The following is a 20,863-nucleotide window of genomic DNA, read 5'->3' as shown; positions in this document are numbered from 1 at the left end:
ATACCCCGTCATGGAGCATTTACAACAGTCGTTCACTGTAAAATTTGAATATAACGTGTTTTTCACGGCCGGCCTTTTCGAGGTGGGCAATAATATACTGGCCAATTTTTTATCGCAGGCCAAAAGTGCCGCCCAGCGTAAGATCTTTTTTGTGATAGATGCCGGCGTAGCTGAGGCGCACCCGCAATTGGTGTCGCATATTAAAATGTACTTTGCCACCCATACAGCAGTAAAGCTGGTGCCTGATGTATTGATCGTTGCCGGTGGTGAACAGGTAAAGAACGATACCCAGTATTTTGATCAGGCAGTCGAAGCCGTGAATACCTACGGTATTGACCGACACTCTTACATTGCCGCCATTGGCGGTGGCTCGGTGCTGGATATGGTAGGTTATGCAGCTGCGGTATCGCATCGTGGTATCAAGCATATCCGTATCCCTACAACGGTACTATCGCAAAATGATTCAGGCATCGGCGTTAAGAACGGTATTAACTATTTCAACAAAAAGAATTTCCTGGGGACCTTCGCGCCACCGGTAGCGGTGTTTAACGACGAGTTGTTCCTACATACGCTGAACGAGCGCGATTGGCGTTCGGGCATATCCGAAGCTATTAAAGTGGCCCTGATCAAGGATACCGACTTTTTTAACTGGATCGAAAAGCATGCGCCCGCTTTAGCACAACGTGATATGATGGCAATGGCCGAGTTGATCTGGCGTTGCGCTAAACTGCACATGGAGCACATTGCCGGTGCCGATCCATTTGAAAGTGGTTCTTCCCGTCCTTTGGATTTTGGCCACTGGAGCGCCCACAAATTGGAATACCTGAGCAACTTTGAGGTTCGCCATGGCGAGGCTGTTGCTATGGGTATCGCTTTGGATACGGTTTATTCCCAACTGTCCGGACGTTTAACACAGGCTGATAGTCAGCGTGTGATCGATGTTCTGATCACTTTAGGTTTTGAGGTGACGCATCCATTGATGCAGGTAAACGAAGGTAAAAGCCCCTTACTTGCCGGATTAGAGGAGTTTCGTGAACATCTGGGCGGGCAACTGACCATTATGTTGTTGAGCGCCATCGGTAATGGCGAAGAGGTCCACGAGATGGATGCTGCTTTATTAGAAGAGGCAGGCCATATTTTAGCTAACACAACGCATCAGCAAATACAATAGCCTATGCAAATCCTTCATAACGCACATCTAAGTTACTGCACCAATATCCACCCTGGTGAGAGCTGGGCAGCCCACTTTGAGTCGTTGAAACAAAACTTCCCGCAAGTTAAAGCTGAAGTTTCTCCTGATGCTGCTATGGGTATCGGTCTGCGTTTGTCTAACCAGGCAAGTATTGAGATATTACTGGGCGATAACCTGCAGGAGTTTAAACAGTGGCTGGGTGATAACGATGCTTACGTTTTTACCATGAATGGTTTCCCGTACGGAGGCTTTCATGATACGGTTGTAAAAGATCAGGTGCACGCGCCTGACTGGACCACGGTCGACCGCGTGGCTTACACGCAACGCATCTTTGGCATATTGGCGGCATTGCTTCCCGAAGGGATGGAGGGCGGTATATCCACGTCGCCGTTAAGCTATAAACACTGGTTCGCTACTGCGGATGAAATGCAGGAGGCTACCATCGCCGCTACTAAAAACATCCTGACGATAGCCGAGCAATTAAATAGTATTTACGATAAGAGCGGCATCCTGCTGCACCTCGATATCGAACCGGAACCGGATGGTGTATTAGAGACCTGCCGCGAGTTTATTGATTGGTATGAGCAGGTGTTGTTGCCTTTGGGCGCCGAGCATTTTGGCGACGAGGCAGAGGCTATCATCAAACGCCATATCCAGTTATGTTATGATGTTTGCCATTTCGCCATCGGTTACGAACCACATAAAGAAGTGGTAGCCGAATTAGCTGCGAAAGGTATTAGGACAGGCAAAATCCAGATCAGCGCGGCCTTAAAAGCTTCTTTTGAAGCTGATAATAAGCAAGCCATACTGGAGGAGTTTGCTAAGTTTGACGAGCCGACCTATCTACACCAGGTGATCGCGAGGTTGCCTGACGGTCAATTAGCCCGTTATCCGGATCTGCCCGATGCACTGTTGTTAAAAGACGACGCTTTAGAATGGCGCGCCCATTTCCATGTACCGATATTTTTAGAAAGTTTCGGGCTGCTTAATTCAACCCAAAGCGATATCCGCGAGGTATTGGCGATATGGAAAGAGCAACCTTTTACCAACCATTTAGAAGCGGAGACCTATACCTGGGGCGTATTACCTGCAGAACTGAAGATCCCGATGGCCAACTCCATCAGTCGCGAGTTGAACTGGGTGATCGGTCAGCTTAACCTGTAAAATCCACTACCTATGAATAGAACGGTCGTTATTGATATTGTTGGCCTGTCCACCTCGGTGATCGGCGAGCATACTCCTTTTTTAAGCGCGTACATCGCTAAAAATAACCTGAACGTTATTGAACCGGTATTACCTGCGGTGACCACATCGGTACAGTCTACCTATGTAACAGGTAAGTGGCCGTCAGAGAACGGCATCGTTGGCAATGGTTGGTATGACCGCGCGGATAGCGAGATCAAGTTCTGGAAACAATCTAACAAACTGGTACAGGGCGATAAGATATGGGACAAAGCCAAAGCGCTGGATCCGTCGTTCACTACGTCAAAAATGTTCTGGTGGTATAACATGTATTCTACTGCCGACTATTCGGTAACGCCACGCCCGCAATACTTGGCCGATGGCCGTAAACAACCCGATTGCTATTCGCAACCGCCTGAATTGCGCGATGAGTTGCAAAATAAATTAGGCCAATTTCCGCTGTTCCAATTTTGGGGACCGGGTGCTAATATCAAGTCGACCCGTTGGATAGCTGACGCGGCGATGCATACTGATGATCAACATAATCCAACGTTAACGCTGATCTACCTGCCGCATCTGGATTACTGCCTGCAAAAGTTCGGTCCGGATCTGACCAAGATCGCGCCTGAACTGAAGGAGATAGACGAGGTAGTAAAAGACCTGGTGACCTTCTACGAGCGAAAAGGCGCCAAGATCATCCTGCTATCCGAATATGGTATTGCCCCGGTGAACAACCCGATACATTTGAACCGCCTGCTGCGTCAGAATGATATGTTGGGTATCCGCGTAGAGAATGGTTTGGAGTTGCTGGACCCCGGTGCATCAAAAGCATTTGCTGTGGCCGATCATCAGATCGCGCATATCTATATCAATGATCCATCTGTAACCGAAAAGCTGAAGAGCCTGATCAAAGGTGTAAAAGGAGTAGAGCTGGTGCTTGATCGTACCGATCAAAAGAAATACAACATTGACCATGAACGCGCCGGCGACCTGGTAATAATGGCCGATAAAGACAGTTGGTTCACCTACTATTTTTGGCTGGACGATGCCGTAGCCCCCGATTATGCCCGCATGGTAGACATACACAAAAAGCCGGGTTATGACCCGGTGGAGATGTTCATGACATCAAAAGGCCGTGCGGCTTATAAGCTGCTGCGTAAAAAATTAGGCTTCCGTTACGTAATGGATGTGATCCCGCTGGATGCGACGCTGATCAAAGGCTCGCATGGTAGGGTGAATATCGAAGATAAATATAAAGCCATGTTGGTGACGTCTGAAAAGATCGATCATAAGACCGTTACCGCTGTTGATGTTTACGATGTGATGTGGAAAGCGTTGACGGAGAAATAATCGTCTCTGATAAATGAATTAACAGGCCGGCATCTGATCGATACCGGCCTGTTGCGTTTCGGCACACTGCTATTCAACTTCTCTTTGTTTTTCTTCATCGACACCCGATCATTATTTTCAAAATGTCGGGATGAGAAAATGACCGATCTTTGCGATCGTATCAGTAAATTAGGCTGATCCAATTCTACATCATGAAAAAACGTTTACTGTTGGTTTGCTGTATATTACTTAGTTTGACAGGTTTTGCGCAAGACCAATACGAGTTAAACTCCGGCTGGTTATGCAAACCCAGATCGCAAGTAAGTGCTGGCGGGCAGGCGCTGTCGTCAACCTCATATCCGCTCAATGATTGGAAAAAGGCCCGGGTGCCGGGAACGGTCCTGACCACGATGTTGGAGAACGGCGACATACCTGATCCTTTTTACGGGATGAACAATAAACGCATCCCCGATATCTATGATGTTGGCCGCGAGTACTACACCTATTGGTTCGTTAAGGACTTCATCGAAAAACCATCAGGTAAACAGGTCTGGCTAAAATTCCGGGGTATAAATTATAGTTGCGATATCTTTTTGAACGGGAAGCAGGTGAATTCTTCGCCTTATCAGGGAATGTTCATGCGTAAGGAGTTTAACATTACGGCGTTATTGTCAAAAACCGGACGCAACCGTTTGGCGGTGATCGTTCATCCGCCCGATCCCGTGGGCAACCCTAACGGTGGGCAGGGCGGCGACGGCACTATCGCAAAAAATGTGGGCACGCAATACACGGCAGGTTGGGATTGGATACGTCCCATTAGGGACCGCAATACTGGTATATGGGACAAGGTTTACATCACCCGCACACAAGACGTGCATTTGACCGACCCGCATGTGGTGACTTTAGTGAACGGTAATACAGCGACCGTAAAAGTTTCGGCAGACCTGCAAAATACAAGCAGTCGTTCCATTAATGGGATACTAAGCTACACGATAGCCGGACGAAAGGTCAGTAAGGAGGTTTTGTTAGCATCTAATCAGTCGACAGAACTTAAATTGCCTGATCTTTTGCTGAAAGATCCTAAATTATGGTGGCCGGCAGGTTATGGCGATCAGTCTTTGTATCCGCTCAAGGTCAGCTTCAGTCATCAGGGTGTGTCGGATAGCCAAACTATCAAAGTAGGCATAAGACAGATCGATACAAAATGGAATGCGACCACCAATAGTCGCGAAGTTTATGTGAACGGTAAAAAGATCTTTATCAAAGGCGGTAACTGGATCATTTCTGACGCGATGTTGCGTTTTAGCAACGCGCGTTACGATGCCGAGGTAAGATATCATCGGGACATGAACCTGAACCTGATCCGTGTTTGGGGTGGCGCGTTGGTGGAGCGACCCGAGTTTTACCAGGCTTGCGATAAGTACGGGATGTTGGTTTTTCAGGATCTGTGGATGTCCGGCGATTGCAACGGCAGATGGGATGATCCTAAAAAACTGGAAAGCAAAGAGCAACGGCGCAAGTATCCCGATGACCATCAGTTATGGCTGGCCTCGGCAGCTGATATGATCAAGATGGTGCGTAACCATCCCTCGTTGGCTATTTGGTGCGGCGGGAACGAGATCACGCCTCCTGACGATATTTTGAAGCCATTACGCGATACGATATTACCGGCTTTGGATGGTACCCGCTGGTTCGTTGATTTTTCTAACTCGTTAGAAATGTCAAAGAATGAGAAAGGCATCAACGGCGATGGACCTTACGGCATACAACCCTTGGCTACCTTTTGGGATAAGCGCGATTATCCTTTCAATTCTGAGGTTGGTTCGGTAGGGACGGGGGATATGGAGTCGTTAAGAAGATTTATTCCTGAGGCTAACCTGGTCGTTCCGCAGCGTAAGCCGGATTCGGTATGGGACTATCATCACTACATCGCCTACGATCGCTTTGTAGATGCCTACGGAAAATCAGCAGATCTGGCCGACTTTACTAAGAAGGCCCAACTGGTTAACTACGATCAATACCGTGGATTGATGGAAGGCTATAGTTCGCACATGTGGGATTGGTACACCGGCGTGATCATTTGGAAAACCCAAAATCCGTGGACCGCTTTGCGTGGACAGATGTACGACTATTACCTGGACCCCAACGCCTGCCTGTTCGGTTTGCGCTCCGGCAGCGAGCCTTTGCATGTCATGTATAATGCAGGTAACGGCGCGGTAATGTTGGTGAACAATGGTTTCTCAGCAAAGCAAGGACTTAATTTGGTCGTAAAGAGCTTTGATATGCAAGGTAAGTCGACCACATTGTTAGAGCAAGCCTGTGATGTCGCCGAGACCAGCCACGCAACTATCACCAATATAAAACAGAAGGTAGCCGAGTTGAGCGCTAAAAAAGGCTCGTTCTTATCCCTGCAACTTTTAGATGGGAAGAAGAAATTGCTGAGCCACAATTTTTACTGGTTGCCTGATGAGCAGGGCATGTACACAGGATTGAACGAACTTCCGGAAAGTCGGCTTAGCATCAAGGCTAAAAAGATCAAGTCTGGCCAGATCCGCGTTACCTTTACTAACCCAAGTGGGGCTGCTGTTAGTTTTTTTAACCGGGTGTCATTATTAAATGGCAAAACCCTGCAACGCATTTTACCGGTGTTTTATCAGGATAATTACTTTTCAGTTGAGCCGGGTACTACCAAGATCATTACGATAGACTACAACCCTAAAGTTGGAGAGCCTATGCCGAACATCCGTTCAGAAGATCACCGGGGCCGGGTGCAAACGGTAATTGTCACTCAATGATCCTGCCCGGCCAAGCTTGTAGCCATAGCCGTTAACTTAAGGAATTTGTCATCCTGGAGGGTAGCGAAGGATCCGTAACATAGCAGTGGACCTGCATATGATTAATACTCTTTTTATTAATATACTGATATTCAGTTACTTGTATATTATTCGAATTGAAAAATGTTAACCTTTGTAAACTTTCGCTATACCGTTACGATGATCAGCTTACCAAAAAAAATGCCTGCTGTGATCTACAGCAGGCATCTTATTATCCTATCGGTCCTATTTTACCAACGACGGGTCGTAAAGTTTCTTGTGCACTTTAAACAATTCCGCTACCGGCATTTTAAATACTTTGCGATCGTAAGTTAAAAAGCCGTTCACTTCGCCTTCAACGTCGGTGGTTTGAGTGTACACCGCGGCCGAAAGCCCAAGTTTGATCAGCTCCTGCAAACGATCAGTGAAGGTTGCGTACCTGGCGAATAGCTCGTCGCCATTTTTAAAGGTTTGATAGCCCCAGGTGCGTTTGATGACCCATGTATGATCAGGGACGGTCCAGCCCAAGCCGCCAAACTCACCCAGCACAACTAATTTGGTCTTGCCAAATATCTCAGGGCGCGGCATGGCGGGCTGCGGATAATTGTGTAGATCTACCATATCACCGGTATCAAAGTAGTTACCGCCGCTGGCGCTGTTCACCAAGCGTGATGGATCTTTTTTCATGGTCCATTCTGTTATCTCAACAGTTTTGAACTGGCCCCAGGCCTCGTTAAAAGGTGTCCAAACCACAATGCATGGGAAATTATGTAAGGTGTTCATGATAGCATCCCACTCTTTGCGGTAGTAACCTTCGGATTCAGCGGTGCGGTTCTGCTCGGTACCTTTATCCAATACACCGGGGCGGTTCTCCCAACGGTTGCCCAGGTCGCCGCTTGGCATGTCCTGCCATAACAGCATACCTACTTTGTCGCAATAGGTGTAGTAACGGGCAGGCTCAACCTTAATGTGCTTTCGGATCATATTGAAACCCATTTTCTTCAATTCATCCACATCAAACTTCAAAGCTTCCTCGGTTGGAGGGGTGTATAAGCCATCCGGCCACCAACCCTGATCCAATGGACCGTACTGGAAAACAAATTTGTTGTTCAGCAGCATACGCTGGATACCATTGGCATCAGCACCGCGCGATATTTTGCGCATGGCGAAATAGCTTTTAACTTCGTCTACTGGTTTACCGCCACGGATCACAGCCACTTGCAGGTCGTAAAGGAACGGACTCTCAGGCGACCAAAGTTTTTGATCGGTGATATTCAGCGTAGCGGTTTCACCTGTGTTGATCGTTTTTTCGGCTACCTTATTGCTGCCATCCCAGGCACTGATCTTTAGCTGATCACCGGCCTGCGCACCTGTAATGTTGGCTGATACCGTTAACGTTTTGGCATCGATATCCGGCGTTTGTTTAGTAGAAGCGATGTAGGTATTACCGACCGCTTCCAGCCAAACGGTTTGCCATATACCGGTCACCGGTGTGTACCAGATGCCGTTAGGTTTTTTAACCTGTTTACCGCGTGGCTGAGGGCCGTCATCGGTCGGGTCCCAGACAGACAATTTGATCTCTTGGTGACCGCTGCCTTTCAAAGCTGTAGTGATATCGAACGAGAACGGGTCGAAGCCACCCTCATGCGTACCTACGCTTTTGCCGTTCACAAAAACTTCGGTACGCCAATCTACCGCGCCAAAATGTAAGAGGGTACGTTTGCCTGTCAGGTTCTTATTGATGGTGATGCTGGTCTTATACCACAGTAGGCTGTCCTTGCCAACGGTTTTGCCTACGCCTGATATGGCAGATTCCACCGCGAATGGTACCAATATTTTGCCCTGATACGCTTTCGGCTCGGCCTCGGCTTTACCTATAATAGCATAGTTCCATAGCCCGTTCAGGTTTTGCCAGTTGCCACGTACCATTTGCGGGCGAGGGTATTCGGGTAGGGGGGCTTTAGGGTCAACTTTCTCGGCCCATGGGGTGGTTATTTTGTCGGTCAATAATTTCCATTGGGTGTTTTGGGCCTGTGCTGTTAAGGCGCTGATGAGCACTAAGCCGCTCAAAACAAAGGACGTGGTTCTTTTCATGAAGTAATAAAATGTTGTTTAGCGTCGGTTAATTAGTTGGCAGGGGAGATGCTACCGTAAAAATATAATTTTATTGGAATTAGTACGCATTTAAAGTCAGTTAGGAGCGCTTTTCGGCTTTCTTTTCAGAACGTAAACACATTATATTCGTGACATGCAGCCCAAAGCATTTATTGATCTTACAAAAAGCCAAGCGAGGAACATCATCTTAAATGCAGCCGGGCTTGCGCACCATGGTCAGTTCGGGACAGGCATCGAAGCTGTTTACAAGGTCATTGATCATTTAGGTTTTGTGCAGTTGGATACAAACTATGTGGTAGAACGAGCGCACCATCATGTAATGGCTGCACGTATACCTGATTACCGCACCGAATGGCTTGCGGAACTGGTTGAGGATGGTCGCATTTTCGAGTACTTTACTTCGGACGCAGGGTTTATCCCCATGAATGATTTTCACTATTCGTTGCCGGTCAAAGCGGCATTTAAGGCCCAGATCAAAACTCCCGATAGGCAACAATTACGGGTGATGCAGCAGATCATGGATCGTGTAGAACGTGAAGGTCAGCTAATGCTTGGTGATATAGAGAACGACCGTGTAGAAGCCAGTAATGGCTGGTGGGATTGGCGGCCCGCTAAAGTTGCGTTGGAGCGCCTTTATCTGCAAGGTGATCTGGTGGTTAGTCGTAACAAAAGTTTCCATAAGGTTTATGATCTGCCGCCTGCTATGGATCAGACGATTCCCACTCCGGATGAATATGCCCACTATGTGATCCGCCGAACGTTAGGTGCTTTGGGTATCTCCTCGGTCAAAGAGATCAACTGGCGTGCCCGACGGGTCAAAAATAATTTGGTTAAACCGGTGCTGCAGTCGATGGTTGAGACCGGTGAAGTGCAGGTAGTTGTTGTAGATGATATTAAAGGCCCGCTTTATATGTTGCCGGATCAGCAGATCAAACCGTTGGCCGGAGAGGTCTTTATCCTTTCACCCTTCGATATCCTGAACGTTTTCAGGCATCGCTTAAAGCAATTTTTCGACTTTGATTATCAGATCGAATGCTTCGTTCCGGCAGACAAACGGCAGTATGGTTACTTTTCGTTGCCGATATTAGCCGGTGACAAGTTTATTGCCCGCATGGATGCCAAAGCTGACCGCAAGAAACAGATACTGATCGTGCATAATATCCACTTTGAAGCAGTTGATATAGATCAGACTACCTTAGCTAAGTTGGCTGATGCAATAAAGGCATTCGTGTTATTCAATAACTGTAACGATGTTGTTTTTACGCGTTCAAATTCGCAATTATTTCTGGATCAGCTTTTAGCGGCAATGTGAGGCTTCGGCAGGCTTACAGCAATCGGTCGGCAGATGCCCGAAACAATATGTAAGATTACACATTTTGATATTAGTGTAGAATAAGTATTAAGAAAATATAATAGCCATCTATACCATTTTTGATCGGTTACCCGTACGGACGATGGTCAAAAAGCTTATAAGTTGACCTGATAGATAGCCCGCCACCGGTAAGATATATCCGTATCAGGATAAAACACGTAACCACCGGAGATGGTAACTACAGCAATATGTCCGAATTAACCTTCTGGAATAAGCAGTAGTAAGTAAGGGATCTATCCCACAACTATTGTCGATAACGGCCCTGCACATTTGTAGGGCCGTTTTTGATGGATAGGGGATTGGGCCATTGGTAATGAGCGGCCTATTCTTTAAGTTGGGCTAACATACCCTTAGCGTTCTGATTTGCAGGGTCGGCCGTCATTGCTTGTTCGTACCATGACCGTGCTTGCTGGCGGTCACCTTTTTTAAGGTGACTTTCTGCAGTAAGTTCATAGGCGTAAGAGCGGTCGCCTGCTTTTGCGCATAGGGGACTGGCCTCGGCAAAAATACGAATGGCATCATCAAATTTGTTTCGGCGCAACAAGTACTTGCCGGTACTGATCAGGTCGCCTGCCTCAAAACTAAGCTCAAAGATGTCCTGTTGCTGCGATCTGATCTGACGGTAGTAATGCAATCCGCTATCAACATTCGCAAGAGTCCGCTCCCTTATAGCTAAATACACCGACCGTTTTGGCACATTGATCGGTTGACCGCTAATCGCGGCAAAGAGCGCATTCTTGATGCCATCCACTTTCATTTGTTGATTGTTGGTCATCAACACTACCGTCAATCCGCGTTTAAGGTCGCTGTAAAGCAAGGCTTCATAGTTACTGTTTGAACCCTGATGTCGGTGCCATAGTAAACTGTCTCCCGCGAAACCTGTGGTTCCGATACTGCTTTCTCCGTTAGGGAAATTTGCAGCAAGTTGTTTAAAGGACGCTTTGGTCAGTAGCTTATTCTGCTGAAGCGCTTCAGACCATCGATAAAGATCGCGGGCGGTAAGTCGCACCCAGCCGCTCATACTTTGCGCGTATAGCGTGTTGCGGCCATCCAGATCAAAAGCCTTAGCCATTTTAGGGTCACTGACCGGCATATCTACCGCTGCACCTGACATTTTGCAAGGCAAGAAGATATTTTTACGCAGAAAGTCAGCATAGGCCATCCCGCTAACCTTTTCGATCAAACGCATTTGCAGGTACACATTATAGTGGTTATAAATATAGGCGGTACCGGGTTGGAACTTTAGCTCTTTGAGCTGGAGCAGACTCTTGCGGATGGTGCTGTCGGTTTCTGCCGATAACACGTCGGCTACCGGTATCCCGCTGGTATAACTGATCAGGTGTTTTATTTGCACTTGTTGCGCCCACTTGGGTAGTTCGGGCAAATATTTGGCGATAGGGTCATCCAGGCCCAGTAAGCCGCGTTGGGTCAATAACAGAATAGACGCTCCGTTAAATTCTTTGCTAACCGAACCGATGTCAAATTTAAGATCACCGGTCAGTGGCCGAGTGCGTGTGCCATCAGCATATCCAAAAGAACGCTCATAAATAATGCGACCGTGTTGTGCGATCAGTAAATTGCCGTTAAATATTCCCCGCTTGTGCGCCAGTTGCATAATGGAGTCAAGCTGTTTTTGGGCATTCACCGTTATCGGCAATAAGGCGATCAGGCATATGATCAGTCTTTGGGGTAGTTTAAGTGTCATGCCGTTAAAGACGGCGGCTATCTGAAAAGGTTACCGGTTTTTCCCAGTTCTCCTTAGTCTTTACTTACGTCAATAACTCAGCTACGTTTTGACAAAGGTTGTCGTTATCGAATGGTTTATGGATGATAAGGTCAGCTTTGTAATGGCCAAGTGAACCTAATACTTTATCATAAGCTGATAAAATGATCACGGGGATATGAGCGGTTTCCGGATGCTGTTTAATTTGGCTACAGTATTCGCCGCCGTTAATACCTTGCAAAATATAATCGGTGATGATCAGGTCGGGTTTAGTTTCCAGTACAGTTTGGATAATGTTTGGAGTTTCGCTGATGGTTGTAACCGTGTGCCCCTCCATGGTCAGTATGGTCTCTAAAATATCCTTAATGTCCTGGTCGTCCTCAATCACGAGTAAATGTTTCGTATTCATAGCGGTATGCGATAGCAATAACCATGCTTGGGCACTAAGGTTTGCTATTTGTTTACGCCATTTAAGCGGCCAGGCGTTTTACTTTGGCTATCAGTTCATTAATGTCAAAAGGTTTAGATAAAAAATCATTGGCGCGGCAGGTTTGTAAGTGGTCATGTACGTAACCATGACTGGCAGAAACTATCATGACTGGGATCTGTTCAGTCGTCGGGTCAGATTTTAAGGCCTCGCAAATAACTCTTCCGTCAAGGTCCCCTAACATTACATCCAATAGTACCAGGTCAGGGTGTTCTGTTCCCACTTGCCCAAATACATCACGTCCATCAGGCAGACTGATCACCTCAAATCCCTCCAATGAAAGCACTAAAGACATGACATCACGGATGCCAATGTCGTCTTCGACCAATAATATTTTAAGGGGTTTTTGCTGCATGCGAATGATAAGCCAACTATCGTTCCAAGATCTAATGGTTTCTTAATATACTTTTAAGCGTTTGTAAGTTATTTAATGCCGCCCCGGCGGTGTTGTTAAAATAAACATATACCGTTCGTCCTTCTTCTTGCCACTCATTTATGTATTCAGCATATTCAGTCAATATTTCGTTGCTATAACTGCCTTTGTAACTACCACCCGGGCCGTGAAAACGTAAATATACAAGATCATCGGTCGTGAGTTCTAAAGGCGTAGCCGACTTAGGCATATCTTGTATCACCAGAGCAGCATTTTGAGCGTTCAGGTATTCGTAGATCTGGTCCTGATACCATGAGGCATGCCTAAATTCTACGGCTACTTTCCATTTACTTGCAGTAAGTAGCGGCAATAATGCCTTAAACTGCGGTAAAGAATCTACTTTTAAACTCGGTGGGAACTGAACCAACAGGCAGCCGCGATGGTCGGCAGCGCCGCTGATCGAATGAAAAAAGGCCTCTATGTCTTCTTGTCTAAAGCCTAAATGCTTTTGATGCGTTACTTCTTTCCACAACTTGAATGTGAAACGAAAATCATCCGGCACTTCGGTCACCCAACGGGAAATGGTTTTAGCCTGAGGTAGCTTGTAAAAGGTGCTATTGATCTCGATGCTGTTTTCTTGCAAGGCGTAAAATCCGAGCCGCGACCTATCCTGATATTCTTTTGGGAAATCTCGCTTAGGCAGGCTTGTTAACAAGCCGCTGGTCCCGGCAAAAAATGTGGTCTTAAACATAATTTGGATAACACGGTATTCGGTTGGAGGTTTTCGTCGGATACTGTGGTACGATAGGAGATGTAGTTACAACACCACTTAATTTGTGATCGATGCATGTGTGTGACCTATGTGTGACCCAAACAAAAAAGGCGATCAAGTTTTTCAACTGATCGCCTTAATTTCTGTACTCAGAGCGGGAATCGAACCCGCACGCCTGTTGAGGGCACAGGATTTTAAGTCCTGCGTGTCTACCAGTTCCACCATCTGAGCATGATCGGCTGTAAAGCCTTTCAAAAAATTATCCCTCCTGGTAGGAAGGGATAATGGAGCGAAAGACGAGATTCGAACTCGCGACCCCGACCTTGGCAAGGTCGTGCTCTACCAACTGAGCTACTTTCGCATTTTTTATCTTCCAAACACTGTGTTTCACTTGCTGAAACCCCCTTGCGTTTGTGGAGTGCAAATATAGGCAGAAATGCACATTGTGCAAGTTATTTCTGCAAATATTTTAAAGTTTTTTATAAGTCGTTGTCTTTCAAAACTTCAGAGATGGTCTCGCTTTCGAAGCCGCGCCCCATAGCGTATTGTTTTAGTTTGTAATGGCGTTTACGCTCGTCCTTTTCTTTTAACAGGGCGGCTTTTTTATCCAATACGGTTTTTAGCGTAGTGATGTAATCTGATAGGTCTATCTGTCCAAGTGCTTTTTTGATCAGGGCGTCCGACACTCGTTTAAATTTCAATCCTTGTTTGATCTTGATCTTGCCCCAGCCTTTTTGATTGAACTTGCCCCGCGCGTAGGCGAACGCAAAGCGCTGCTCGTTAATGAAATTTCCGTCGATGAGTTTGGTGATTGTATTTTCGACAGCCTCGGGCCATAAACCCCACTCGTATAGCTTATCCCGCACCTCTTGCTGCGAACGTTCCTGGTAGCCGCAGTAGTGTTCGGCCTTGGCCAAAGCTACATTAGGGTCGTTTATCTTTTTGGGCTTCGGGGCTTCCATCCGGATCAAAAGTGTTAAAATTTATTTTATTAGCGTAAATTATCAGCAAATTCGCCACATGGTCCACGCGGAATATACGGTCGGTTCGGTTGCAAATATTATAGGTGCAAAAGCTATTATGATGAATGACGGCCCGTTAACTACATTGCTTACCGATAGCAGACGTATATCTAATGCCCCGGAGGCACTGTTTTTCGCTTTGAGTAACAGACGAGATGGCCATCAGTTCATTACCGATGTTTACAAAGCTGGCGTGCGTACCTTTGTGGTAAGCAAGCGACCTAACGAGGTGCTGACAGATGCCAACTATTTGATCGTGCCCGACGTACTGCAAGCCTTACAAGCACTCGCTGCGCATCATCGCCGGCAATTTGACCTGAGAGTTGTAGGCATTACGGGCAGTAACGGTAAAACCATAGTTAAGGAGTGGCTATACCAATTGCTGATGCCTGATCAAAACATCGTTAGGTCGCCTAAAAGCTATAACTCACAAATAGGGGTGCCACTCTCGGTATGGAATATAAAGCCCGTTAATGACGTTGCCTTATTTGAAGCAGGTATTTCTGCTATTGGTGAAATGAGGCGTTTAGAAGCCGTTATTCAGCCTGAAATAGGGGTGTTGACACACCTTGGCGCTGCCCATGATGAAGGCTTTACCGACCGCGAACAAAAGCTGAACGAAAAGATGCTATTGTTCAAGGATTCTAAATTACTGGTCGGTCAGTACGAAGAGTTGCTTAGCTATAAAGATAGAAACACGTCGACCAAATTTTTCTGCTGGAGCCGTCGATATGACCAAGCCGACTTATATGTGATCGGTGAGGATACCAAAAAGAAAGACCTTTATTTGCGGGCCATCTATCACCAACAGGAAATAGAGTGTCATATCCCTTTTACAGATCAAGCCTCGGTAGAGAATGCCATTACTTGTTGGTCTACGTTGTTGGCTCTGGGTTATCAGCCCGAAGTTATTAGCGAACGCATGGAGCGGCTTACACCGGTAAGTATGCGTTTGGAATTGAAGAATGGGGTAAACGATTGCTCTATTATCGATGACTCTTACAATTCGGATATCCAGTCGTTAGAGATAGCACTCAATTTTTTAAAACAACAAAACCAGCATCCTATAAAAACGCTCATTCTATCAGATATTTATCAGTCGGGATTGGATGAAGATGAATTATATCGTCGGGTGGCCGCGATGCTAACTGATGTTGGACTTAATAAATTTATAGGGGTGGGTGAGGCCTTGAAACGACATAGCGACTTAGTGCTGATCGATAACAAATACTTCTATAACGATACGTCGGAACTGCTGAGCGATATACAGCGGCTTAATTTTAGAGATGAGACCATCCTGTTAAAAGGAGCCCGTAGCTTCGAGTTCGAGAGGATCAGTAGGGCGTTGGTGCAAAAGGCGCACGAGACGGTGATGGAGATAAACTTGAACGCGCTGGTCAATAATCTGAATTTTTACCGTTCCAAACTGGCGCCGGGTGTTAAGGTAATGGCTATGGTTAAAGCCTTTTCTTACGGCAGCGGCACCTTTGAGATAGCTAATTTATTGCAATACCACAAGGTTGACTATCTGGCGGTGGCCTACATTGATGAAGGAGTAGCTCTGCGGACGGCCGGTATCACGCTGCCCATTATGGTGCTGAATCCTGAACCAAACGCCTTCGATAAACTGGTCAACTATAATTTGGAACCAGAGGTTTACAGCTTTCATTTGTTTGATGAATTGAGCCAATATCTTCAGGACAATGACATCATTAATTATCCGGTACATCTTAAGATAGATACCGGCATGCATCGCTTGGGCTTTGAAGCCGGGGAAATAGCTGAACTTTGTAAACTATTGGTTCAAAATGCATCATTCAAAGTACGTTCGGTTTTCTCACATTTGGTTTCGAGTGATTCGTCGGTGCACGATGACTTTACTTTAACACAGATCCTGAAGTTCGAGCAAGCATTTAAACAGATCCAAGAAGCTATTGGTTATGAGTTTATTAAACATATCAATAATACTTCGGGCATTACCCGTTGGGGCGTGGCTCATTATGATATGGTGCGACTTGGGATCGGCCTGTACGGTGTTGATGCAGCCGTCACCGATCCTGCCGCGTTGCAACCCATTGCATCGTTAAAGACCAGTATTTCGCAAATTAAAAACATCAAAGCAGGGGAGACCGTAGGTTACAACCGGAACGGCAGTCTTGCTAAAGATGGTCGCATAGCCACGGTGCGTATCGGTTATGCCGACGGATATCTAAGAGCCTTTGGCAACGGTGTGGGTAGCATGCTGGTAAAAGGCAAATTGGTACGTACCGTAGGCAACATCGCCATGGACATGTGTATGCTTGATGTAACCGGCGTAGATGCAAAAGAAGGCGATGAGGTGATCGTTTTTAACGACCAACAAGGCATCGAAGAACTGGCCAAACAGATAGGCACCATCCCGTACGAGATATTAACAAATATTTCGCAAAGGGTAAAAAGAGTGTACTTTTACGAGTAATTTCAAACTGCCCCAACCATGAATAAGATCTTCCGCGCCCTGTTAAATTATTTTATCAAGGGAATGTTGGTTGTCGTGCCGTTAGGGGTAGCGGTGATGCTGATCTATTGGGCAGTGTCTGGCGTAGATAGCGCCCTTAACCTGAGCGACCAGATATGGACAGATCCTAATACCAAAAAGCCCATGTCCATACCCGGGGCTGGTATTTTAAGCGTAACTGTCCTTATCATGCTTGCAGGGATACTGGTAACTAACGTCATAACCGACCCCATTAAACGCTGGTTCTATCGTTGGTTAGACAGGCTTCCGCTGTTCAAATTTCTTTACTATTCCGTCCGGGACCTTACTGAAGCTTTTGTGGGCGATGAGAAAAAGTTTAACGAGCCTGTGCTGGTCGATGTAAGCAGTAACGGCGTTAAGAAGATCGGTTTCCTCACTCAGAAAGACCTTTCGGCAATAGGGTTGTCGGGGCAAGTTGCCGTTTATTTCCCTTATTCTTATTCGTTCGCAGGGCAGGTGATCATCGTCGATAGCGATAAAGTTAAAGCTTTAAATATGCCTGCTGCAGATGCTATGAAGTTTGTGATATCGGGCGGGGTGAGTGGGGTGAAATAGTTGCTCGGTGATCATCAGTGACCGGTGATCGGTTAACCGGTGACAAGTAAATGGTATTCGGAAGGTAAGTTTCCTGGTTTTATATTCCCACTTCTTTCTTTAAACTTCTGATCACTAAGATGATACTGATCAGCATTAGCAGTGCTCCTAATATATACGGTGCACCGGGAAAGTACACTACCGAATCTTTATACGAAAAGAATTTAAAGCTGTAGCCCATTACCAGCGGACCGATGATCAGGCTGATACTGGATAGTAGGGTCAGGCCGCCCTGTAATTCACCCTGCTCATTCTTAGGGAACTTACTGGTGATCAGGCCTTGCAATGCCGGGCCGGATATCCCACCAAAACAATACGGTATCATAAATGCGTAAAGCATCCAGCTTTTGTTGGCAAATGCGATCAGTGTTAAGCCGATCCCGTAGCTGATCAACCCGATAATGATATTCTTTTTTAGTCCCCACATCGGGATCAGATAACGGATCAACCCGCCTTGGATCCCTATAAGCAACACCCCAATGAAAATACCGAGGATACCTACCTGGGTCATGCTCCAGCCAAATTTTTCGTAGACGTAAAATGATAGCTGGTATTCCACGGCTTTTTGCGCGATGTACACCAAAGTGAAAGCTGATGCCAGGCCGATCAAGGCTTTGTATTTACCCAATTGCAAGAACGAGCCGATAGGATTTGCCCGTGCCCAACTGAACTCACGTCGGTGCTCTTTGTCAAGCGATTCGGGTAGTACGAAATAACCATAGAGCGCATTAAATAAGGCCGCTGCCGCTGCTGCTATAAATGGGAACTTTAGGTTAATATCGCCTAAGAACGCACCCGATGAGATGCCGATAATGAACCCTAATCCCGACGCGGCGCCTACTACGCCAAAGTTGGATGCCCGTTTATCGCCGGTACTTACATCTGCAATATAAGCCGTCGCAGTCGCCATGGTAGCACCAGTGATACCAGCGATCACCCGCCCTATAAATAACCAGAAAACGGAAGGCGCAAAAGCCATTAAGGCGTAATCGATACTAAAGCCAAACAGCGATATCAGCAGGATAGGGCGGCGGCCAAAGCGATCGCTCAGGTTGCCCATAATAGGCGAGAAAAGCACCTGCATAAAGGCATAGGTGAAGGTAAGCCACCCATTGATCTCGGACGCTGATGATACATCAACATGACCCAGTTCTTCCAGTAATTTAGGCACTACCGGAATGATGATACCTAAGCCAAGTATATCAATGAATATCGTGACGAATATAAAGCTAAGCGCTTTGGTCGGGTTAACTTGTTTGATATCGGTGTTCGGCATATCGATCAATTAAACCGCTTTGGCGTTAAGTTGTTTCTTAAAATTGCGCATGGCCAATAATGCGCTCACCAGCATCAGTATCGCCCCGAACACGTAAGGCGCTCCAGGGAACTGAAAAGGCGCACCTTTACGGGTAAAGAAATAGAAAATGTCTGTCATTAATAACGGCCCAAAGATACTGGCCAGACTCATTAAGCTTGTCAGGCCGCCTTGTAATTCGCCTTGTGCGTTAGCAGGTACTGCATTACTGATGTATCCTTGCAAGGCAGGCCCGGCTATACCACCTAAACAATAGGGTACCAAAAAGGCGAACATCATCCATCCCTCGGTGGCAAAGGCGAACAATGCTAAGCCAACGGCATACAACAATAGACCGATCCAAATGCTTTTTTCGTAACCTAATTTAGGTAGAGTCAATCTGATCAATCCGCCCTGTACCAAGGCAACTAATACCCCAACACAAGCCAGCGAAATGCCCTGCATCCTATAATCCCAGTTGAATTTTTTTATGGTGTAGAAGGTCCATACAGTTTGCACGGCTTGTGCTGCAAAGTAGATCAGGAAGAGCGATACCGCCAATCCGATCACGTTTTCATACTTCGCCAACTGTTTGAGCGTACCTATAGGATTGGCACGTTTAATATCAAACTCGCGGCGGTGTTGTTTATCTAACGATTCGGGCAGCACAAAAAAACCGTAGATGGCATTAAGCAAAGCCAATCCACCCGCAGCTAAAAAAGGGTAGTGGATATCCATTTTACCAAGGAAACCGCCGATCAATGGACCGATAATAAAGCCGACGCCGAAAGCTACACCGATCATCCCAAAATTGGCCGCTTTTTTCTCCGGCGTACTAACGTCAGAAATATAGGCAGATGCCGTAGTAAAACTTGCCCCGGTGATACCGGCAACGATACGGCCAACAAATAACCAGCCAATAGTGGGAGCGAAAGCTGAAAAGAAATAATCGAAACTGAAACCCAATAGCGAGCAAAGCAGAACAGGCCTGCGGCCATATTTATCGCTCAAACTGCCAATAATGGGAGAGAACACGAACTGCATGGTAGCATAAGCAGCTGTAAGCCAACCTGCGTAAAAAGAAGCTTGACTAACATCGCCATGTATCAGTTTCTCGATCAGACCAGGAATCACCGGAATAATAATTCCTAATCCCATTACGTCTATCAATAGCGTAGCGAAGATAAATCCAAGGGCAGCCTGGCGCTTAGGTTTAGCAGGTTGTTCCATCGGCGCAAATTAGACAAATATTTTGATGTGGGGATAGTAAATATGCAGATGCCATCAATGTACAGATATTCAAATAAGAAATGTACAATAAAAAGCATGACCTCTAACAAAGCCATCCTTTAGATAATTTCACCACTCACTAAAAGTTCGGTTTCAGCACATACTTCTCGTAGAAACGGAAAATATGCTCGCAAGCTTCTTCAGGCGTATCTACCAAACGGAATAAATTCATATCATCCGGACTAATATTTTTCTCTTTGCCCAGCATGGTTTGCTCTACCCACTCAAAAAGGCCTTTCCAGTAATCTACGCCAACAAAAACGATAGGGAAGCGCGCTATCTTCCCGGTCTGGATCAGGGTGATGGCTTCAAAAGCCTCGTCGAGCGTACCGAAGCCACCCGGCAAAACAATGTATCCCTGCGAATACTTCATAAACATCACCTTGCGGATAAAGAAGTAATCGAACTCCAGTAGTTTATCCCTGTCGATGTATTTATTGTGGAATTGTTCAAAAGGCAACTCGATGTTTAATCCAACCGATTTACCGCCGGCCTCGTAAGCGCCTTTGTTAGCTGCCTCCATAATGCCTGGGCCACCGCCTGATATTACACCGTAGCCACGCTCTGAAAGTAACCGGGCACAATCTTCGGCCAATTTATAGTACGGGTTCTCGTTCTTGGTACGTGCCGAACCAAATATAGATACGCACGGACCTATCTTAGCCAGTTTCTCAAAGCCGTCCACAAACTCGGCCATGATCTTGAATATCTGCCACGAGTCGGATACTTTGATCTCGTGCCAATCCTTATTTTCAAATGCTCTTCTTATTTTATCGTCTCCTGTCAT

At 46.3% G+C, this 20,863-nt stretch carries 16 protein-coding genes and 2 tRNA genes; 7 read left to right on the top strand and 11 right to left on the bottom strand.

Features of this window, described 5'->3' with window-relative positions; genetic code table 11:
- Nucleotides 1-10: 10 nt before the first annotated feature.
- The 4 genes from IRJ16_RS02640 (at nt 11) to IRJ16_RS02625 (ending at nt 6,498) form a co-directional block, all read left to right on the top strand.
- Complete coding sequence (locus IRJ16_RS02640; protein ID WP_194109960.1) at nt 11-1,171, top strand: 3-dehydroquinate synthase; 1,161 nt, start codon at nt 11-13, stop codon at nt 1,169-1,171.
- A gap of 3 nt (nt 1,172-1,174) precedes the next feature.
- Nucleotides 1,175-2,356: a metabolite traffic protein EboE gene (eboE, locus tag IRJ16_RS02635; protein WP_194109959.1), complete on the top strand. Its 1,182-nt coding sequence runs from the start codon at nt 1,175-1,177 to the stop codon at nt 2,354-2,356.
- A 12-nt stretch (nt 2,357-2,368) separates the two neighbouring features.
- Nucleotides 2,369-3,724 (top strand): alkaline phosphatase family protein, encoded by a 1,356-nt coding sequence (locus IRJ16_RS02630; protein ID WP_194109958.1) that lies wholly within the window; start codon nt 2,369-2,371, stop codon nt 3,722-3,724.
- A gap of 191 nt (nt 3,725-3,915) precedes the next feature.
- Nucleotides 3,916-6,498: a glycoside hydrolase family 2 protein gene (locus tag IRJ16_RS02625; RefSeq protein ID WP_194109957.1), complete on the top strand. Its 2,583-nt coding sequence runs from the start codon at nt 3,916-3,918 to the stop codon at nt 6,496-6,498.
- 264 nt (nt 6,499-6,762) lie between these two features.
- Here the strand turns inward: IRJ16_RS02625 and IRJ16_RS02620 are convergent, their stop codons facing one another.
- On the bottom strand, nt 6,763-8,610 hold the full coding sequence (locus IRJ16_RS02620; protein ID WP_194109956.1) for a glycoside hydrolase family 2 protein: 1,848 nt from the start codon (nt 8,608-8,610) through the stop codon (nt 6,763-6,765).
- A gap of 154 nt (nt 8,611-8,764) precedes the next feature.
- Between IRJ16_RS02620 and IRJ16_RS02615 the strand changes: the two genes are divergently transcribed.
- The gene (locus IRJ16_RS02615; protein WP_194109955.1) at nt 8,765-9,943 is read left to right on the top strand and encodes a winged helix-turn-helix domain-containing protein; all 1,179 of its coding nucleotides are present in this window, start codon (nt 8,765-8,767) and stop codon (nt 9,941-9,943) included.
- Between the two features lie 382 nt (nt 9,944-10,325).
- On the opposite strand, the gene IRJ16_RS02610 is transcribed toward IRJ16_RS02615, so the two are convergent.
- The 7 genes from IRJ16_RS02610 to IRJ16_RS02580 all read right to left on the bottom strand — a co-directional run bounded on the left by IRJ16_RS02610 (nt 10,326) and on the right by IRJ16_RS02580 (nt 14,320).
- Complete coding sequence (locus IRJ16_RS02610; RefSeq protein WP_194109954.1) at nt 10,326-11,708, bottom strand: serine hydrolase; 1,383 nt, start codon at nt 11,706-11,708, stop codon at nt 10,326-10,328.
- Between the two features lie 64 nt (nt 11,709-11,772).
- Nucleotides 11,773-12,135 (bottom strand): response regulator, encoded by a 363-nt coding sequence (locus IRJ16_RS02605; protein ID WP_194109953.1) that lies wholly within the window; start codon nt 12,133-12,135, stop codon nt 11,773-11,775.
- Between the two features lie 61 nt (nt 12,136-12,196).
- Nucleotides 12,197-12,568 (bottom strand): response regulator transcription factor, encoded by a 372-nt coding sequence (locus tag IRJ16_RS02600; protein WP_194109952.1) that lies wholly within the window; start codon nt 12,566-12,568, stop codon nt 12,197-12,199.
- A gap of 31 nt (nt 12,569-12,599) precedes the next feature.
- The gene (locus tag IRJ16_RS02595; protein WP_194109951.1) at nt 12,600-13,337 is read right to left on the bottom strand and encodes a DUF72 domain-containing protein; all 738 of its coding nucleotides are present in this window, start codon (nt 13,335-13,337) and stop codon (nt 12,600-12,602) included.
- A 167-nt stretch (nt 13,338-13,504) separates the two neighbouring features.
- A tRNA-Leu gene (locus IRJ16_RS02590) sits at nt 13,505-13,589 on the bottom strand.
- A gap of 54 nt (nt 13,590-13,643) precedes the next feature.
- Nucleotides 13,644-13,719, bottom strand: a tRNA-Gly gene (locus tag IRJ16_RS02585).
- A 118-nt stretch (nt 13,720-13,837) separates the two neighbouring features.
- The gene (locus tag IRJ16_RS02580; RefSeq protein ID WP_194109950.1) at nt 13,838-14,320 is read right to left on the bottom strand and encodes a regulatory protein RecX; all 483 of its coding nucleotides are present in this window, start codon (nt 14,318-14,320) and stop codon (nt 13,838-13,840) included.
- A gap of 58 nt (nt 14,321-14,378) precedes the next feature.
- On the opposite strand from IRJ16_RS02580, the gene IRJ16_RS02575 reads away from it, so the two are divergent.
- Nucleotides 14,379-16,838 (top strand): bifunctional UDP-N-acetylmuramoyl-tripeptide:D-alanyl-D-alanine ligase/alanine racemase, encoded by a 2,460-nt coding sequence (locus IRJ16_RS02575; RefSeq protein WP_194109949.1) that lies wholly within the window; start codon nt 14,379-14,381, stop codon nt 16,836-16,838.
- Between the two features lie 18 nt (nt 16,839-16,856).
- Nucleotides 16,857-17,453 (top strand): DUF502 domain-containing protein, encoded by a 597-nt coding sequence (locus tag IRJ16_RS02570; protein WP_194109948.1) that lies wholly within the window; start codon nt 16,857-16,859, stop codon nt 17,451-17,453.
- Between the two features lie 79 nt (nt 17,454-17,532).
- Here IRJ16_RS02570 and IRJ16_RS02565 read toward each other — a convergent pair whose 3' ends face one another.
- The 3 genes from IRJ16_RS02565 to IRJ16_RS02555 all read right to left on the bottom strand — a co-directional run bounded on the left by IRJ16_RS02565 (nt 17,533) and on the right by IRJ16_RS02555 (nt 20,863).
- Complete coding sequence (locus IRJ16_RS02565; protein ID WP_194109947.1) at nt 17,533-18,768, bottom strand: TCR/Tet family MFS transporter; 1,236 nt, start codon at nt 18,766-18,768, stop codon at nt 17,533-17,535.
- A 9-nt stretch (nt 18,769-18,777) separates the two neighbouring features.
- Complete coding sequence (locus tag IRJ16_RS02560; protein WP_194109946.1) at nt 18,778-20,016, bottom strand: TCR/Tet family MFS transporter; 1,239 nt, start codon at nt 20,014-20,016, stop codon at nt 18,778-18,780.
- A 139-nt stretch (nt 20,017-20,155) separates the two neighbouring features.
- Nucleotides 20,156-20,863, bottom strand: coding sequence for an LOG family protein (locus IRJ16_RS02555; RefSeq protein WP_194109945.1), 708 nt, complete (start codon nt 20,861-20,863; stop codon nt 20,156-20,158).

Origin of the sequence: Mucilaginibacter myungsuensis (genome assembly GCF_015222005.1) — a bacterium.
Taxonomy (GTDB): Bacteria; Bacteroidota; Bacteroidia; order Sphingobacteriales; family Sphingobacteriaceae; genus Mucilaginibacter; species Mucilaginibacter myungsuensis.
Note: the sequence above shows the minus strand (reverse complement) of the source record. Positions and strands in the feature narration are given on the sequence as shown.

Excerpts from the sequence above, each read along its gene's own strand:
- IRJ16_RS02640 (WP_194109960.1), top strand. The coding sequence starts at position 11 with ATGGAGCATTTACAACAGTCGTTCACTGTAAAATTTGAATATAACGTG.
- eboE (WP_194109959.1), top strand. The coding sequence starts at position 1,175 with ATGCAAATCCTTCATAACGCACATCTAAGTTACTGCACCAATATCCAC.
- IRJ16_RS02630 (WP_194109958.1), top strand. The coding sequence starts at position 2,369 with ATGAATAGAACGGTCGTTATTGATATTGTTGGCCTGTCCACCTCGGTG.
- IRJ16_RS02625 (WP_194109957.1), top strand. The coding sequence starts at position 3,916 with ATGAAAAAACGTTTACTGTTGGTTTGCTGTATATTACTTAGTTTGACA.
- IRJ16_RS02620 (WP_194109956.1), bottom strand. The coding sequence starts at position 8,610 with ATGAAAAGAACCACGTCCTTTGTTTTGAGCGGCTTAGTGCTCATCAGC.
- IRJ16_RS02615 (WP_194109955.1), top strand. The coding sequence starts at position 8,765 with ATGCAGCCCAAAGCATTTATTGATCTTACAAAAAGCCAAGCGAGGAAC.
- IRJ16_RS02610 (WP_194109954.1), bottom strand. The coding sequence starts at position 11,708 with ATGACACTTAAACTACCCCAAAGACTGATCATATGCCTGATCGCCTTA.
- IRJ16_RS02605 (WP_194109953.1), bottom strand. The coding sequence starts at position 12,135 with ATGAATACGAAACATTTACTCGTGATTGAGGACGACCAGGACATTAAG.
- IRJ16_RS02600 (WP_194109952.1), bottom strand. The coding sequence starts at position 12,568 with ATGCAGCAAAAACCCCTTAAAATATTATTGGTCGAAGACGACATTGGC.
- IRJ16_RS02595 (WP_194109951.1), bottom strand. The coding sequence starts at position 13,337 with ATGTTTAAGACCACATTTTTTGCCGGGACCAGCGGCTTGTTAACAAGC.
- IRJ16_RS02580 (WP_194109950.1), bottom strand. The coding sequence starts at position 14,320 with ATGGAAGCCCCGAAGCCCAAAAAGATAAACGACCCTAATGTAGCTTTG.
- IRJ16_RS02575 (WP_194109949.1), top strand. The coding sequence starts at position 14,379 with ATGGTCCACGCGGAATATACGGTCGGTTCGGTTGCAAATATTATAGGT.
- IRJ16_RS02570 (WP_194109948.1), top strand. The coding sequence starts at position 16,857 with ATGAATAAGATCTTCCGCGCCCTGTTAAATTATTTTATCAAGGGAATG.
- IRJ16_RS02565 (WP_194109947.1), bottom strand. The coding sequence starts at position 18,768 with ATGCCGAACACCGATATCAAACAAGTTAACCCGACCAAAGCGCTTAGC.
- IRJ16_RS02560 (WP_194109946.1), bottom strand. The coding sequence starts at position 20,016 with ATGGAACAACCTGCTAAACCTAAGCGCCAGGCTGCCCTTGGATTTATC.
- IRJ16_RS02555 (WP_194109945.1), bottom strand. The coding sequence starts at position 20,863 with ATGACAGGAGACGATAAAATAAGAAGAGCATTTGAAAATAAGGATTGG.